At 62.4% G+C, this 15,914-nt stretch carries 15 protein-coding genes; 4 read left to right on the forward strand and 11 right to left on the reverse strand.

The annotated features are described in order from the left end of the window. The 4 genes from B5F19_RS14690 to B5F19_RS14705 all read left to right on the forward strand — a co-directional run. A partial coding sequence (locus B5F19_RS14690) for an NYN domain-containing protein (RefSeq protein WP_140394254.1) occupies positions 1 to 671 on the forward strand: 671 nt, incomplete at its 5' end. Positions 672 to 881: 210 nt separating this feature from the next. Then, positions 882 to 1,535 carry a deoxyribose-phosphate aldolase gene (gene deoC, locus B5F19_RS14695; RefSeq protein ID WP_087291810.1) on the forward strand — a complete coding sequence of 218 codons (654 nt, stop codon included), beginning with the start codon at positions 882 to 884 and terminating at the stop codon, positions 1,533 to 1,535. A gap of 79 nt (positions 1,536 to 1,614) precedes the next feature. Continuing rightward, positions 1,615 to 2,181, forward strand: a complete 567-nt coding sequence (locus B5F19_RS18095; RefSeq protein WP_242972833.1) for a low molecular weight protein-tyrosine-phosphatase — start codon at positions 1,615 to 1,617, stop codon at positions 2,179 to 2,181. A 90-nt stretch (positions 2,182 to 2,271) separates the two neighbouring features. Then, positions 2,272 to 3,219 (forward strand): L-lactate dehydrogenase, encoded by a 948-nt coding sequence (locus B5F19_RS14705; protein ID WP_087291813.1) that lies wholly within the window; start codon positions 2,272 to 2,274, stop codon positions 3,217 to 3,219. A gap of 43 nt (positions 3,220 to 3,262) precedes the next feature. On the opposite strand, the gene B5F19_RS14710 is transcribed toward B5F19_RS14705, so the two are convergent. From B5F19_RS14710 to B5F19_RS14765, 11 genes are all read right to left on the reverse strand, one after another. Beyond that, a complete protein-coding gene (locus tag B5F19_RS14710; RefSeq protein WP_087291816.1) occupies positions 3,263 to 4,609 on the reverse strand; it encodes a DUF4179 domain-containing protein in 1,347 nt (448 codons plus the stop codon). Beyond that, a complete protein-coding gene (locus tag B5F19_RS14715; protein ID WP_087291818.1) occupies positions 4,606 to 5,085 on the reverse strand; it encodes a sigma-70 family RNA polymerase sigma factor in 480 nt (159 codons plus the stop codon). The genes B5F19_RS14710 and B5F19_RS14715 overlap by 4 nt, the downstream gene beginning before the upstream one ends. 133 nt (positions 5,086 to 5,218) lie before the next feature. After that, on the reverse strand, positions 5,219 to 5,743 hold the full coding sequence (pgsA, locus tag B5F19_RS14720; protein WP_087291821.1) for a CDP-diacylglycerol--glycerol-3-phosphate 3-phosphatidyltransferase: 525 nt from the start codon (positions 5,741 to 5,743) through the stop codon (positions 5,219 to 5,221). Next, positions 5,740 to 5,976 carry a helix-turn-helix transcriptional regulator gene (locus tag B5F19_RS14725; protein WP_087291824.1) on the reverse strand — a complete coding sequence of 79 codons (237 nt, stop codon included), beginning with the start codon at positions 5,974 to 5,976 and terminating at the stop codon, positions 5,740 to 5,742. The genes pgsA and B5F19_RS14725 overlap by 4 nt, the downstream gene beginning before the upstream one ends. A 1,281-nt stretch (positions 5,977 to 7,257) precedes the next feature. Next, the gene (rimO, locus tag B5F19_RS14730; RefSeq protein ID WP_087291827.1) at positions 7,258 to 8,583 is read right to left on the reverse strand and encodes a 30S ribosomal protein S12 methylthiotransferase RimO; all 1,326 of its coding nucleotides are present in this window, start codon (positions 8,581 to 8,583) and stop codon (positions 7,258 to 7,260) included. 845 nt (positions 8,584 to 9,428) lie between these two features. Continuing rightward, a complete protein-coding gene (locus B5F19_RS14735; RefSeq protein ID WP_087291830.1) occupies positions 9,429 to 9,662 on the reverse strand; it encodes a helix-turn-helix transcriptional regulator in 234 nt (77 codons plus the stop codon). A 338-nt stretch (positions 9,663 to 10,000) separates the two neighbouring features. Beyond that, positions 10,001 to 10,627, reverse strand: a complete 627-nt coding sequence (locus B5F19_RS14745) for a regulatory protein RecX (protein ID WP_087291836.1) — start codon at positions 10,625 to 10,627, stop codon at positions 10,001 to 10,003. Between the two features lie 82 nt (positions 10,628 to 10,709). Then, entirely contained in the window at positions 10,710 to 11,819 is a 1,110-nt protein-coding gene (gene recA, locus B5F19_RS14750) for a recombinase RecA (RefSeq protein WP_087291839.1), read from the reverse strand. A 149-nt stretch (positions 11,820 to 11,968) separates the two neighbouring features. Continuing rightward, the gene (gene prmC / locus B5F19_RS14755) at positions 11,969 to 12,832 is read right to left on the reverse strand and encodes a peptide chain release factor N(5)-glutamine methyltransferase (protein WP_087291842.1); all 864 of its coding nucleotides are present in this window, start codon (positions 12,830 to 12,832) and stop codon (positions 11,969 to 11,971) included. 244 nt (positions 12,833 to 13,076) lie between these two features. Further along, positions 13,077 to 14,072 carry a DUF1385 domain-containing protein gene (locus tag B5F19_RS14760; protein ID WP_242972834.1) on the reverse strand — a complete coding sequence of 332 codons (996 nt, stop codon included), beginning with the start codon at positions 14,070 to 14,072 and terminating at the stop codon, positions 13,077 to 13,079. A gap of 107 nt (positions 14,073 to 14,179) precedes the next feature. Beyond that, entirely contained in the window at positions 14,180 to 15,607 is a 1,428-nt protein-coding gene (locus tag B5F19_RS14765; protein ID WP_087291845.1) for a HAMP domain-containing sensor histidine kinase, read from the reverse strand. Positions 15,608 to 15,914 lie beyond the last annotated feature (307 nt).

Genomic DNA, 15,914 nt, shown 5'->3' on the forward strand with positions numbered 1-15,914 from the left:
CGCCCCGGAAGGGCTCGGTGTACTCCGGCTCTCTGGAGGGGGACGACGAGCTTATGGCCATCTTCGAGCGCACCTACGGCCCCGTCCAGCGCCGGGATTTTCGGCCCCAGGCCAAGCCGAAGCGCCGGGACGAGCTCCCCGAAAAACAGGCCATCAAGACCCCGGAGGACCTGGGCCCGGAGTATCTGCTGGTGGACGGGTACAACATCATCTTCGCCTGGGACGAGCTGAAGGCCATCGCCCGGGACAACCTGGACGCCGCCCGGCAGAAGCTCATGGACCTGATGAGCAACTACCAGGGCTATAAGAAGTGCCAGGTGATTTTGGTGTTCGACGCCTATAAGGTCCCCCGGGGGACGGGGGAGATCTCCAAGTACCACAACATCTATGTGGTGTACACCAAGGAGGCGGAGACGGCGGACGCCTACATTGAAAAGACCACCTACGAGCTCAGCCGGAAGAAGTACCGGGTGCGGGTGGCCACCTCCGACTACGCCGAGCAGATGATTATTCTGGGCCACGGGGCCCTGCGCCTGTCCGCCACCACCTTCCACGCCGAGGTGGAGCAGGCCACGGGACAGATCAACGCCCTGCTCCAGCGGCAGAACAACCGGCTCAGCCGCTCCCGCCCGGTGGCGGCGGCCATGGAGCGGGCCAGGAAAAAGAGCTGATTCCTCCCCAGGCGCCGGAATAGGCCCGTCATAAATTGGGCATTCTTGGAATATACTTCTCTGCCCGCCCCCTTTTCCGGCGGCCCGGGGCGGGCGGATGCGTTTTTTGGCGATTTTCCGGGTAGACAGACGGGGGGCCGTCCGGTAAAATAGAGGTAGTTTTTGGCTCTTTCGTGGGAACGCCCACGTCTGATAAGGAGGATCAGTGTTATGGATCATAAAGAAGTGCTGAAACGGGTGGACCACACCCTGCTGACCCAGGCGGCCACCTGGGAGGAGGTCCAGGCCACCTGCGACGAGGGCATGGCCTGTGAGACCGCGTCCGTGTGCATTCCCCCCCGCTATGTGAAGCGGGCGGCGGACTATGTGAAGAACCGCCTGAAAATCTGCACCGTGGTGGGCTTCCCCAACGGCTACTCCACCCCGGAGGTGAAGGTGTTCGAGACCGAGGACGCCATCCGCAACGGCGCCGACGAGATCGACATGGTCATGGACATCGGCCTGGCCAAGTCCGGCGACTGGGAGGGCGTGCTGGAGGAGATCAAGGCAGTAAAAGCCTCCTGCAACGGACACATCCTGAAGGTCATTGTGGAGGCCTGCCAGCTGACCCGGGAGGAGAAAATCGCCGCCTGCCGGGTGGTCTCCATGTCCGGGGCCGACTTCATCAAGACCTCCACCGGCTTCGCCTCCGGCGGCGCCACCGTGGAGGACGTGGCCCTGTTCCGGGAGCACATCAGCCCCGACGTGCGCATCAAGGCCGCCGGCGGCATCCGCACCTTCGAGCAGGCCCAGGCCATGCTGGAGGCGGGGGCCGACCGCATCGGCGCCAGCGCCCTGGTGGCCCTGTACCGCCAGGAGGGGTAAGTAAACCAACTCAAGGGGGGCAGATTTTCGTCTGTCCCCCTGTTTTTGTATTAAAATTTTAAAAAATGAGGATTTTTACATGATTCGAGTGCTTTTTGTGTGCCACGGCAATATTTGCAGGAGCCCGATGGCCGAGTTTATTATGAAAGATTTGGTGAAAAAGGCGGGATTGGAGCAGGAATTTCACATCGAATCGGCCGCCACCAGCACTGAGGAGATCGGCAACCCGGTCTATCCTCCGGCCCGCCGGAAGCTGGCCCAGCACGGCATCAGCTGCGAGGGCAAGCTGGCCCGGCAGCTGCGGCGGGAGGACTATGGGGACTGGGACCTGCTCATCGGCATGGACCAGGCCAACATCCGGAATATGCGCCGCATCTGCGGCGGCGATCCGGAGGGAAAGATCCATCTGATGATGGAGTATGCCGGCGGACGGAATGGGTCCCCGCGCGAGCCCAGCGAAGCGGGTCGCGTGGGGAGAGGAGAAGCAAGGGAGCGTTCGGAGTTTTCGCCGCAGGCGGAAACGGAGAAAAGCGGACTTTGCTTCGACGAGGTGGCAGATCCCTGGTACACCGGGGACTTTGAGGCCACCTGGCAGGACGTGCTCTCCGGCTGCCAGGGGCTGCTGGCCGCCGTCACAGAGGGCTGACAGAGAAAGGCGCTCCTCCCCCTCCCGCCGGAATGTCCCGGCGAAAAACGGGACAGACTAGCACGGAGAAAGGAAAGGAGCGTGCCCATTATGATAAACGTCCGAAAAGCGGCCATTATCGGCTGCGGCTTTGTGGGGTCGTCCATCGCCTTCAGCCTGATGCAGCGGGGGCTGTACTCCGAGCTGGTGCTCATCGACGCCAACCAGGCCAAGGCGGAGGGGGAGGCCATGGACCTGAGCCACGGGCTCCCCTACGCCGCCTCCATGCAGATCTACGCCGGGACCTACGACGACGTGGCCGACTGCGCCATGGTCATCCTCACCGCCGGGGCCAACCAGAAGCCCGGCGAGACCCGGCTGGACCTGATCGACAAAAACGTGGCCATTTTAAAGAGCATCATCCCGGAGCTCACCAAGAGGCTGTTCCAGGGCATTCTGCTGGTGGTGTCCAACCCGGTGGACGTGCTCACCTACGCCGCCTGGAAGCTGTCCGGCCTGCCCGCCAAGCACGTGATCGGCTCCGGGACGGTGCTGGACACCGCCCGCCTAAAGTACCTGCTGGGGCAGTATCTGGGGGTGGACAGCCGGAACGTCCACGCCGCCATCATCGGCGAGCACGGGGACAGCGAGCTGGCGGTGTGGAGCAGCGCCAACATCTCCAGCCTGGACCTGGACCACTTCTGCCAGCTGCGGGGGAAGAAAAACTACCGCGCCGAGCTGGACCACATCTACCACGAGGTGCGGGACAGCGCCTATGAGATCATTGAGCGCAAGGGGGCCACCTACTACGGCATCGCCATGGCGGTGGCCCGCATCGCCGAGTGTATCGTAAAAAACGAGTCGGCCATGCTGCCCATCTCGGCGGTGCTGGAGGGGGAGTACGGCCTTGAAAACCTGTGTCTGAGCATCCCCGCCATTGTGGGCCAGGATGGGGTGGAGACTGTGCTGGAGATCCCCCTGGCCCCCCAGGAGAAGTCCGCCCTCCTCTCCTCTGCCCAGCAGCTCCAGGAGGTCATCGGGCATCTGGAGCTCTCGTAAGCAAACAAACAGTCCCCCGGACGGCTCCGGGGGACTGTTTCCGCTATTTGGGCCGCACCACGCCCGCCTCCGGGCCGGTGAGGGGGATGTGCCAGTTCCAGATTTCCACCGCGACAGCCCGGTCCAGGTCCAGGGGCTCGGTGAACTCCCAGTTGCCCAGGACGCACAGCTCATCCGGTGACATCATCCCGGAATCCCGCTTGAAGCTCTCAAAGCGGGTGCCGTCTTCATAGATCACCGCAAAGGGCCCGCCGCCCCAGTAGCCAATATCGTAGCTTCCAGTCATAACGGCCCCCAGGGGGCTGATGGCAAAGGTGGTGGGATAGGGCCACTCGCCAATATCCCCGGTGAGTTCAATCTCTTTCATGGGATAATTTTCTACCTGGAACGTCAGGTCCCAGTTCCCTTCAATGGGCTCCAGGGCCCGCTGTGTAATCAATGTTCCATAGGCAGAACTGAATGTGATCCGATCCTTATACGCAAGGGGGACTTCCTGACCAAATCCAATATATTGTTTCCCATTCCAGGTAAACATATAATCCTTTAGTTCCTCATTTCCAGTTTCTCCAAAGTAGGCCTCGCCGTCTACATAAATAGTAAATGTGAGAATATTTTCGTCCGAAGCAACCACTTGGTCAGACAGCTGGAAAATACCTTGCAGGGTGCCGTCCGGCGCAAACCCCAGTGAGGACAGACGCAGTAAATCCGTTCCCTCCAATTCTTTGGGTGTCTGCTCCGGGACCAGAACCATATCTCCATTGTCCAGAGTCATAGTCTTCAGATATTGATCAGATAACAGGTCCTCAGGCAGTGCTTCCGTATCATAGTTGTAAATTCCTGTTGTGATTTTGGATGCTTTCAACTCCAGTTCTTCTACCTTTTCTGACATTGGGTATCCACTCTGATTTATTTCAAACAGAGCTGTATGCTCCTCCGGGTCATAAGCAATCAAAACGGGGCGGGCGATAACTCCTATTCTTCCCCAGTCTCTCGGAATGGACGCATTCAGATGGATGGCTTCATCCATAAACCGCTCCCCGGTCAGATCCTCCACTTCAATATAAATTTTCATCCGGTACTGGTCGGTCACCGCCGACACCACCCGGATTTCCACGTCCTGGTCCACCGCCACGGCCCCCTCCGGCTCCTGGCTGTAAGAGGTGAAGCTGCCCAGAGCCTGGGCCAGATAGTCCCGCAGGGTGGGGGACAGGGCCAGGGCCGAGGTGGTGAGCGCACCGCAGACCAGCACCGCCGCCGCCAGCAGCCGCATCGGGGGCCGCCGGCGCTGTTTCCGGGGCGGCTCCTCCACCATGGCCTGGACAATGCGGGCGCGCTGGTCCGGGGACAGCTCCACCCGGTCCATCTCCCGCCGGTATTCCTGTTCCATCATGTGCGCTCCGCCTCCAATCTCTCCCGCAGCATGGCCCGGGCCCGGGTGAGCTGGGTCCGCACGGTGCTCTCCCGCCGGCCCAGGATGGCCGCCGTCTCCTGGATAGAATAGCCCTCGTAGTAAAACAGGTGGACCGGCAGCCGGTACTTCTCCGGCAGGGCCAGCACCGCCGCAAGCACGCCCCCGTCCGGCTCCTCCGGGGGCGGCGCGGACGCCCCGGCTGCCGCCTCCAGGGGCAGGTCCCGCTTCCGCCAGGGGGCCCGGAACACATCCGCCGCGCAGTGGGCGGCCACCCGCAGCAGCCACGCCTTCTCGTGGCCCCCGTCCTGAAAGACCGGGGAGGAGCGCACCAGGCGGAGAAAGGTCTCCTGGGTCACGTCCTCCGCATCCTCCCGGCTCCCCGTGCGGGCGTAGGCCAGGCGGTACACCGCGGAGCCGTACTGGGCCACCAGCCGCTCCGCCTCCTCCCGTTCCATACCCTCGCCTCCTTTTTGTCTCTTTACTATTTACACGGGATTCCGGGGGAAAAGGCTGCACAATTTCTGAAATTTTTCTGGTACGAGAGAAAATACAAACAGGGCCGCTTGTGCGGCCCTGCTTTCTCGCTCTTTACTTGATCTCCGAGATCACGTCCCGATTTTTGACAAAATACTCCACCCCGGAGTAGATGGTGGTGAGCACGATCACCGCCACGCAGGCCAGATTCAGCTCCGCCGGGATGGGCAGGAACATGAGCACAATGCACACCATGGTGGAGGCGGTCTTGACCTTGCCCGACCAGCCGGCGGCGATGACCCGGCCCTTGTCCGCCGCCACCATCCGCAATCCGGACACGCCGAACTCCCGGATGATGACCACCAGCAGGGCCCAGGCGGGCATCTGGCCGATCTCCACAAACCACAGCATGGCGGCGGTGACCAGGCACTTGTCCGCCAGGGGGTCCATGAACTTGCCGAAATCGGTGGTCTGGTTGTAGTGCCGGGCGATGTATCCGTCCAGGGTGTCGGTCAGGCTGGCAATTACAAAGATGGCCAGGGCCCAGTAGTTGGCGTTGGGCACATCCAGATAGAGCACCAGCAGAAATACCGGGATCATAAATACCCGGAGGATGGTCAGCTTGTTGGCGGTATTCATTGGCTCGTTTCTCCTTTGTCTGTTTCCTCGTCCGGGATGTATTCCATGAGGTCTCCCGGCTGGCAGTGCAGATAGGCGCACAAATTTTCAATGGTGCGGGTATCAATATGGCGCTTTCCTGTGCGCATACTCTCCAGAGCTGACATCCCAATCACCTTATCCTTGCGGAGGTCGTATTTTTTCAACCCTCTCTGTTTCAGCAACAAAAAGAATTTGTCATAGCACAGAGGCATGGCCTCCACTCCTCTCCGTAGTATAACACGAGAACAGCACCAAAGAAAGTGCAATTTTGTCAAAAAATTTCCGTATACTTTGGTGAAGTTGCCATCTTGATTTTGCACCAGTAATCGTGTAAATTTATTTTAGTCAACAGGGAACGGACTCGCCGGTTCCGGTTTCGCCGCCAGGGATAGGCTTCTTTTCTAGCGGGACGCGGTCCCGGGCGGCGAGTTACTTTGCCCATGGCGGCAAAGTAACCAAAACGCCACCGGGGGCGGCTCAGGATGGACACTTCGTGTCCATATTCGCCTTTCCCCGGACCCCGTTTACGGGGGTTATCCCTCTGGGTGGGCGGTGACCTTCCGGCGCGCAAAATTTGAGTGGCTTTCCGCGATTCCTTCCGGGCCACTGGGCCCTGGGTTTGCAAAATTAGGGCCCGGTGCGGTTCCATAACTGCGCCTGGGTTTTTTCAGCCAACGCTCCCGGTGCGAATCCTGGCGGGCCGGTCTGGGACCGGCCCCTACGAAGGCGTGAAACCGTTTTCGTAATTCGCCGTAGGGGCGGGTCCCAGACCCGCCCGCTCAAGCCTCCCCCTTCCAGGGGGAAGGTGGCTGGCCGCTAGGCCAGACGGATGAGGGTGACTTCTTGGCCCGCACGCCCCCGACGTGAGCCCCAAGGGGCTCTCCTACACAAATCCGAGAGTGTTCCGGTTATTTTGTAGGGGAGGGGACGACTCCCCTTGTCAAGGGGAGATGGCCCGAAGGGCCAGAGGGGATAGGGAATTGCCCCTCCCGCGGGCCGGTCTGGGACCGGCCCCTACGGAAATATAAAAACGCCGTAGGGGCGGCTATCAGCCGCCCGCACCCCCTCCCTCCGGGCCATCGGGCCCTGAGTCTGCAAAAATTGCCGCTGGTGCGGTTCCGCTTCCGCGCCTGGGTTTCCGAACCAACGTAGCCGGGTGGGTATCGCCGTAGGGGCGCACATTGTGCGCCCGCCAAGCCTTCCCCCTGCAAGGGGGAAGGTGCCGAGCGTATGCGAGGCGGATGAGGGTGGGCTTCGGAATGGCAGAAGTTCTTTATCAGGCCGGCCAGTGTCCGAGAAGGACGGTCTCCAAATTCACCGTAGGGGCGGCCTTTGGCCGCCCGCAAGCCCTCCCCTTTAGGGGAAGGCCGATTCCCCCTATCAGGGGGAAATGGCCGAAGGCCAAAAGGGGTAGGGAGGCACGACCGGAGGTCGTGACGGATGAGGTGAGCGGCCAAAGGCTGCTCCAGGGCCGGTCTTTCCAAAGAGTCGGCTCAGTCCTCCGCCTCGCCGGTCAGATCCCCGTCGGACACGCCGGTGATGCGCACGTTCACAAAGGCGCCGGTCGGGATCACGCCCGCGGCGGTGAAGTACACATGGCCGTCGATCTCCACCGAGTCGGCGTAGGTGCGGCCCACAAAGCAGCCCGCCTGGGAGTCGAAGCCCTCGCACAGCACCTCCATGACGGTGCCCAGCCGCTCCTCGTTGTACTCGTCCATAATGCGGGACTGGAGGTCCACCACCAGTTCCACCCGGCGGGCGGCGGTCTCCGGGTCCACCTGGTCCTCCATCCGCTCGGCCAGGGTGCCCTCCTCCGGGGAGAACTGGAACACGCCGGCCCGCTGGAGCTTCTGCTCCCGGAGGAACTCGCACAGCTCCTCGAACTCCTCGTCGGTCTCCCCGGGCAGGCCGCAGATCAGGGAGGTGCGCAGCACCACGTCGGGAATTGCCTTCCGCAGCTTGGCGAAGAGCTCCTCCAGCTCCTGCCGGGTGTTGTGGCGGCGCATGGCCTTCAAAATCCGGTCGTTGCAGTGCTGGATGGGGATGTCCAGGTAGTGGACGATCTTCTTCTCGTGGGCGATCACGTCAATGAGTTCGTCGGTGATGACCTCAGGGTACAGGTAGTGGAGCCGAATCCAGTGGAAGTCCAGTTTGCACAGCTCCCTCAGAAGTCCCGCCAGGGAGGAGCCGTCCTTCAGGTCCAGGCCGTACCGGGTGATGTCCTGGGCGATGACGATCAATTCCTTGGTACCCCGGGCCTCCAGCTCTTTGGCCTCCCGCAGGAGGGAGTCCATGGTGCGGCTGCGGTACCGGCCCCGCAGCTTGGGGATGATGCAGAAGGCACAGCCGTTGCTGCACCCCTCGGCGATCTTCAAGTAGGCGGTGTAGGGAGGGGTGGTCACCATCCGCTCCCCGTCGTCATAGGCCCGGTCGATGCGCTGGAAGTGCTCCGGGTGCTCTCCGGCCATGAGCTCCTCCACCGCCGTCACCACGTCGGTGTAGCTGCCGGTGCCCAGCATGCCGTCCACCTCGGGCAGTTCGGTGCGGATGTCGTCCGGGTAGCGCTGGGTGAGGCAGCCCGCCACCAGCAGCTTTTTCAGCTTGCCCTGGTCCTTCAGCTGGGCAAGCTCCAGAATGTTCTCGATGGCCTCGCTCTTGGCGGACTCAATAAAGCCGCAGGTGTTCAGCACCGCCACGTCGGCCCCCTCCGGGTCGCCGGTGACGGTGTGGCCGGCGTCCCGGCACAGGGCCATCATCTGCTCGGTGTTCACCAGGTTTTTGGCGCAGCCGAGAGAGACAAAGGCTACTTTGTATGGCATCATCATCGCTCCAATGTTTTTTGTTTTTCGCGGGGGGATTTCGCCGCCTGCGGGCGGCGGGTTACTTTGCCCACGGCGGCAAAGTAACCAAAACGCCGCCGGGGACGCAGCCGATGGACTACGGCTCCGCTTCGCTCCGCCTAGGTCCATAGGACTGCTTTCCCCGGACCCCATTACGGGGGACGCGTACCTGTCAGGTCTTGCAATATTTCCGGCGCGCAAAATCTGAGTGGCTTTCCGCGATTCCTTCCGGGTCACTGGGCCCTGGGTTTGCAAAAATTAGGGCCCGGTGCGGTTCCATAACTGCGCCTGGGTTTTTTCAGCCAACGCTCCCGGTGCGAATCCTGGCGGGCCGGTCTGGGACCGGCCCCTACGAAGGCGTGAAACCGTTTTCGTAATTCGCCGTAGGAGCGGGTCCCAGACCCGCCCGCTCAAGCCTTCCCCCTTCCAGGGGGAAGGTGGCTGGCCGCTAGGCCAGACGGATGAGGGTGACTTCTTGGCCCGCACGCCCCCGGCGGGAGCCCCAAGGGGCTCCCCTACCCAGATCAAGGACCGTTTCTGGAAACCCGTAAGGGAGGGACTTGCCCCTCCCGCGGGCCGGTCTGGGACCGGCCCCTACGAAAGGTCGAAACCATTCCTAAAATATATCGTAGGGGCGGCTATCAGCCGCCCGTTTTGGAGGTTTCCGCCGCCTGGGGCGCGCCGGGTCGTGGCCCAGGCCAGCCTCTCTTGCCCCCTGCGGGGCAATTCACCTTCTCGCGCCCTGCGCGATTTGCAATTCAGACCGTTTGCAGAGAAACGCGGCGGGGGCAAGCCCCCGCCCTACATGATGCAAATGCCGGGGGTCACTCACCTCTCCAGGCGGGGTCGTCGGTGATCCCCAGGAGGTAATCTGCCGACACCTTATAATAATCGCATAATTGATAGAACCGGTCAAGGTTCGTCCCCGATTTTCCGTTTTCCATGTCGCTGATCTGTGTTCTTGTAATGCCAAGTACATCCGCAACCGCCTTTTGAGATAAGGCGCGCTTCTCTCTCAACTCAAGCAGCCGCTGCCCAAATAATTTTTTCTGAAACATACCCTGCCCCCCCTTGGCAGTGTAGATATTTTCTACTATAATAGACGTAGAAAATATCTACACTTAAATTTTCCTAACAGGAGCCTGTATATGGAGAATCAGTTTCTTTTCGATCTATACTGCCACTGCATGGAATCCGTAGTCTGCCCTAGGGATGATAAAATCAGGCAAGCACAGAAGCTTTGGGAGCAGCTGGACGATAAGTTCACCAAAACTATGGGTCCCCGCTTTGTACGGCAGTATCAGGAGGCCCAGTTTCAGGCTAACGCATGGCAGGAAGAGGAGGCCTTTCGGGCGGGATTGCGCTTTGGGGTAAATTTGATGCTCGCCGTACTGCCCTACTCCTCTAACTCCAGCCGGGAATCATAGCGCCGCAGGGCCTCCGAGATGTCGCTCCAGGAGTACCCCCGGCGGGCCAGGGCGTCGGACACTTTTTTCAACTCTTTGGGGTCGCTGACAGCGGCCCCTTTCAGTTTTTTTGCCACAAAGGCGTCGATGGCCTCCGCCGGGTCCTCGGCCTGGGTGAGGGCCTCCTCCCACAGATCCCGGGGCACCCCCCGGCGGTAGAGCTCGTCCCGGAGCTTCCGCTCCCCGTAGCCCTTGGCGGAGTAGTGGCGGACCACCAGCTGGGCGTACTGGGCGTCGTTGAGGATGCCCAGCTCCTCCAGGCGGCCGCAGACGGCGGCCTGCTCCTCCTCCCCCGCGCCCCAGCCGGCCAGCTTGCGCTCCAGCTCCCGGCGGGACATGGGCTTCCCCGCCGCCAGGTTCAGGGCCCGCTCCCGGCGGCTGTTTTGTTCCGCCGAGGCGGCGAGCTGCTCGGCCTCCTGGCCGGTGAGCTCCCTCCCGGCGTACAGGGAGAAATTTAAGACCTCATTCTCCCCCAGGCGCAGGATGGAGCCGTCCTCCATCACCGCCAGCCAGCGGCCCGCCACCCGCTGGGAGGGCTTCAGTTGTTCAATTTTCATGTTCCATACCGGCCTTGCAGAATTTCGCCGCCGGGGCGGCGTAAAGATTCAATTGGAAGGGCTGCGCCCTTCCAAGGAAAAATCAGTCCTCTCCGTCCTCGAAGTCGTCGGCGGACACGTCCACCGCCCGGCCGGCGGCCCGGGCGGCCGCCTGTCCCTGCTTGGACAGGAGCTTGAAGGAGTTCTGGCGGATCTTCTGCTCCAGGTCCTCCGCCAGGTCCGGGTTGTCCCGTAAATACTGCTTGGCCGCGTCCCGGCCCTGGCCCAGGCGCAGCTCGCCCATGGCAAACCAGGAGCCGCTCTTCTGCACCAGGTCCAGCTTCACGCCCAGGTCCAGCAGCTCGCCCACCTTGGAGATGCCCTCCCCGTACATGATGTCGAACTCCGCCTCCCGGAAGGGGGGCGCGACTTTGTTTTTCACGATCTTGGCCCGGGTGCGGTTGCCGATGATCTCAGAGCCGCTCTTCAGGGCCTCGATGCGCCGCACGTCGATGCGCACCGAGGAGTAGAACTTCAGGGCCCGGCCGCCGGTGGTGACCTCCGGGTTGCCGTAGACCACGCCCACCTTCTCGCGCAGCTGGTTGATGAAAATGACGATGCAGTTGGTTTTGGCGATGCAGCCGGCCAGCTTCCGCAGGGCCTGGCTCATCAGGCGGGCCAGCAGGCCCACATGGGAGTCGCCCATGTCGCCCTCGATCTCAGCCCGGGGGGTCAGCGCGGCCACCGAGTCCACCACCACCACGTCGATGGCGCCGGAGCGCACCAGGGCCTCGCAGATCTCCAGGCCCTGCTCGCCGGTATCCGGCTGGGAGATGAGCATGGAGTCGATGTCCACCCCCAGGGCCCGGGCGTAGGTGGGGTCCAGGGCGTGCTCGGCGTCGATGAAGGCCACCTCGCCCCCCCGCTTCTGGGCCTCGGCCACCACATGGAGGGCCAGGGTGGTCTTACCGGAGGACTCGGGGCCGTAGATCTCGATGATCCGCCCCCGGGGCAGTCCGCCGATGCCCAGGGCCAGGTCCAGGGACAGGGAGCCGGTGGGGATGGACTCCACCATCACGTCCACATTTTCTCCCAAACGCATGATGGAGCCCTTGCCGTAGGCCCGCTCGATCTGGGCCACCGCCGTCTCCAGCGCCTTCTTCTTATCGGAGGCGGGAGCTGCGCTCTCCACCGCCGGTTTCTTGGTCGCCATACTTCATATCTCCTTTGCCTCCGGCTTTCTCCTCATGGTCCGCCGGTTTTCATTTATCCCATACGTTACGCTTTTACTTGTCCGATAAAACGTACTATGAAAGCTTTACGCACTCCGCACGTCAATTCTTCATTCTTCATTCTTCATTCTTAATTGTTGATGGTCCCCTCCACCACCCGCCAGATGCCCTGGGTGTCGGCGGTGGTCTGGATCTGCTCAAAGCCGTTCTGGGAGAGGATCTCCTCCACATCGGGGGCCTGCCCGATGCCTACCTCAAACAGCAAAGTGCCCCCCAAACGGATGGCGCTCTTCCACTTGGAGGCGATAAAGCGGTAAAAGTCCAGGCCGTCCGCCCCGCCGTCCAGGGCCATCCGGGGCTCGTAGTCCCGCACGGACACGTCCAGCCCCGCAATGTCGCCGGAGGGAATGTAGGGGGGATTGCACACCACCACGTCAAAGTCCCACAGGGCGGCGGGAGGCGGCTCCATCGCGTCCACGGACAGGCAGGTCACCCGGGCGTTCAGGTTGTTGCGGCGCACGTTCTGCTTGCACACCCGCAGGGCCCCCTCGGACAGCTCGCCCAGCACCACCCGGCACTGGGGGGCGTGGACCGCCACGGCCAGCCCCACGCAGCCGCTGCCGGCGCACAGGTCCAGCACCCGGCAGCCCTCTCCGGCCGCCTTGGCCTTCAAAATGCCCCGCTCGGCCAGCACCTCGGTATCCGGCCGGGGGATGAGCACGTCGCTGGAGATGTCCAGGGTGAGGCCGTAAAACTCCCACTCCCCCACGATGTAGGCCACCGGCTCCCCCGCCAGGCGGCGCTGGACCAGGGCCTCCACCCGCTTCTCCAGTTCGCCGGAGACGTACAGGGGCATGTCCCGGTAGAGCTGCTCCCGGCTCTTGTCCGAGGCGTAGCACAGCAGCTCCCGGGCCTCCAGCTGGGCGGCCTCCACCCCGGCCTTCTTCAGCCGGGCCCGGGTGTCCAGATATAGATTGTTATAGGTGGTCGCCACTTTGTTCACACCCCCTTATTTGAGATAGAAGTTAGGAGATATGAGATAGGAGATATGGGAGAGCGCCGTTCACCGCCACTGAACTCCTATCTCCTATCTTCTATCTCCTATCTCGTGGTAAAGCGCCCTCCCGGGGCCCCCGCGTGAGCCCAGCGCAGCGGGTCGCGTGGGGAAAGGAGGAGCAACGGAATGAGCGAGCTTTCGCTGCCAGGCGGAAGCGAGGGATATGGAGTTTGCGACGACGCTACCACGCATCCTCGCCCTTCACCTCGGGCAGCACCAGCTCCAGGGCCTTGATGCCCACCTCGATCATGGAGTCGTCCGGCTCGAAGGTGGTGAAGTTCTGGAGCCACAGGCCGGGGGCGGTGAGAATCTTGGTGATGGGGCCGTCGTGGCGGCCCGCCCAGCGGTTGAACTCATAGCTCACCCCCACGATGACGGGGAGCATGAGCAGGTGGGCCAGAAAGCGCAGCAGCGGGTGGTGGACCGGCCAGATGGCAAAGACAATGGTGGACACGATGATGGAGATGGCAATGACCATAAAGAGGAAGCTGGTCCCGCACCTGGGGTGATGCCGGGGCTGCTTTCGCACGTTCTCCACCGTGAGGGGCAGGCCGGCCTCGTAGCAGAAGATGGTCTTGTGCTCCGCCCCGTGGTACTCAAAGACCCGGTGGATGTCTTTCATCCGGGAGCACAGGGCCAGATACCCCACAAAAATGGCCAGCTTCAGCAGGCTCTCCGCCACGTTCCGCACCAGCATGGAGTCGGTCACCACCGTGACCGCCGTCCCCAGCAGGGTGGGCAGCAGGAAAAACAGGCCGATGGACATGCCGATGCCCAGGATCACCGCCAAGGTGACCACCAGAGAGGCCATCTTCTCGCTGCCCAGCCGCTTCTCCAGCCACAGCTCGAACTTGGAGGGCTCCTCCGGCTCCGCCTCCTCGTCCTCGGGGTAGAACTCCGCCGAGAACATGAGGGCCTTGACCCCCTCCACCATGGAGGCGCAGAAGGTCACCACCCCCCGGACCAGGGGCAGGCCCAGAACCGGGTAGCGGTCCTTGATGAATTTCAGCTGGCTCTCCTTGACGGCCAGCTCGCCGTCCGGCTTGCGCACCACGATGGCCTGCTTTTTGGGGCCGCGCATCATGATGCCCTCAATGAGGGCCTGCCCGCCGCACATGGTCTTGAATCCGCCGGCGGGACAGGTCTGACAGTTGTTTTGTTCTTCCGTTGTTCGCATGAGCAGTAGTTTCTCCTTTGGATCGGGGGACAGGCATCCCCGCAGGCGCATCTGCGCCCAGGGTATTCTATCAAGTTTTTCGGGAAAAAGCAAGCGCTTCCTCGAACTTACGTTTCAATGGGCAGGCGGATGGTCACCAGACAGCCGCCCCCCTCCGCGTTGCCGATGGTGAGGGTCCCCTCGTGGCGGGTGACGATCTCCTCGCACACCGCCAGACCGATGCCGGAGCCCCGGGCCTTGGAGCTCCCCTTGTAGAACTTGTACTTCACGTGGGGCAGCTCCTCCTCGGGGATGCCGGGGCCGTAGTCCCGGATGCGGATGACCGCCTCCTCCCCGTCCTGGGCGATGGACACGTCGATGCGCTTGCCCGAGCCGCCGTGCTTGGCCGCGTTGTCCAGCAGGTTGCAGAACACCTGGCGCATCCGCTCCGGGTCGCCGCTGATGGGGAGCATCTCCTCCGGGCAGTCCTGGTAGGTGAGCTCGATGCCCTCCCGGCGGAAGAACTCCCGGTAGGTGTACACCGCGTCCTCCAGCTCCGCCTTCAGGTCCATGGGCTCCACCGACAGGGTGAACCGGCCGTCGGAGATGCGGGAAAACTCCAGCAGCTCCTCCACCATGTTGGTGAGCCGCCGGGCCTCGGACACGATGATGTCCATGCCCTTCCGCACGTCCTCGGGGTTTTTCAGCTCCCCGCTCTGGATGGTCTCCGCCCAGCCGGTGATGGCGGTGAGGGGGGTGCGCAGCTCATGGGAGACGGAGGAGATAAACTCCGACTGGGTCTTCTCCGACTGCTTGATTTTCAGGGACATGTCGTTGATGGTGTCGGTGAGCTCCCCCACCTCGTCGTCGTACTTCTTCTCGATCTGCACCCCGTAGCTGCCGTCGGCGATGAGCCGGGCGGTTTCGGTGATGCTGGCAATGGGCTCCACAATGGAGCGGACAAAGTACAGGTTGGAGAAGTAGACCAGGGCGAAGATCACCGCCCCCAGCAGGCAGGCCAGGACCACCGCCAGCACATACTGCCGGTCGATGTTCACCAGGGAGGTCACATAGCGCACCACCGCCACCGTCTGCCCGTGGTAGACGATGGGGGCGGAGGCGGTGGCGATCCGCTCCCCGGTATCCGGGTCGGAGCCGATCCACACCCGGACCTCCTGGTTGGTCAGGGCCTCCTGGATCTCCGGGGTGTCCGGCGTGGTGCCGGCGGCCAGATCGTTGCTGGAGTACTGGACGGAGCCGGAGGCGTCCAGGAACTGCAGCTCCAGCTTGGTCTTCTCCTCAAAGCGCTGCACCGCGTTCTGGGCGTTGGTCCAGTACTGGCTGCGGGTATAGGAGGCAAAGCCGCCGGCGGTGGATTCCGCCCGGCGCTGCAGGTCGCTCGTGGTGGAGGAGTAGTAGTAGCTCCAGATGGCGGCGGAGAAGGTGGCCAGGGCCAGCACCAGCACCAGCAGCACCACGCCCACGCTGTTGATGAGCCAGCGGCGGCGGATGCCCCGGATCTTCCGCTGGTCCATGATCTTCACTTTTTTGGCCATGTCTCCACCTCCTCTTTCAAAAGAATTGTGTGTTCGCGATGCTGCGCCATCTATGGCAGCCGTCTCAGCTGCCCCACTTATACCCGTAACCCCACACGGTGTTCACGTACGTCGGCTTCGTGGGGTTGCGCCCCAGAAGCCCAGCTTCCGGGGACCCCATCTGTTTTAAAATGCTCGGGCGAAATCAATTCGCCCTGTGCCAAGGTTTTGGCCCTTCTGGCCAAAACGCTTGTACGCGCTGACGCGCGCCCCGCTTTGCGGGGCCCCAGTACAACCCCACCGGACTTGTCTGCGGTTTAACTGCCCC

The sequence above is a fragment of the Pseudoflavonifractor sp. An184 genome (assembly GCF_002160305.1).
GTDB lineage: Bacteria > Bacillota > Clostridia > Oscillospirales > Oscillospiraceae > Lawsonibacter > Lawsonibacter pullicola.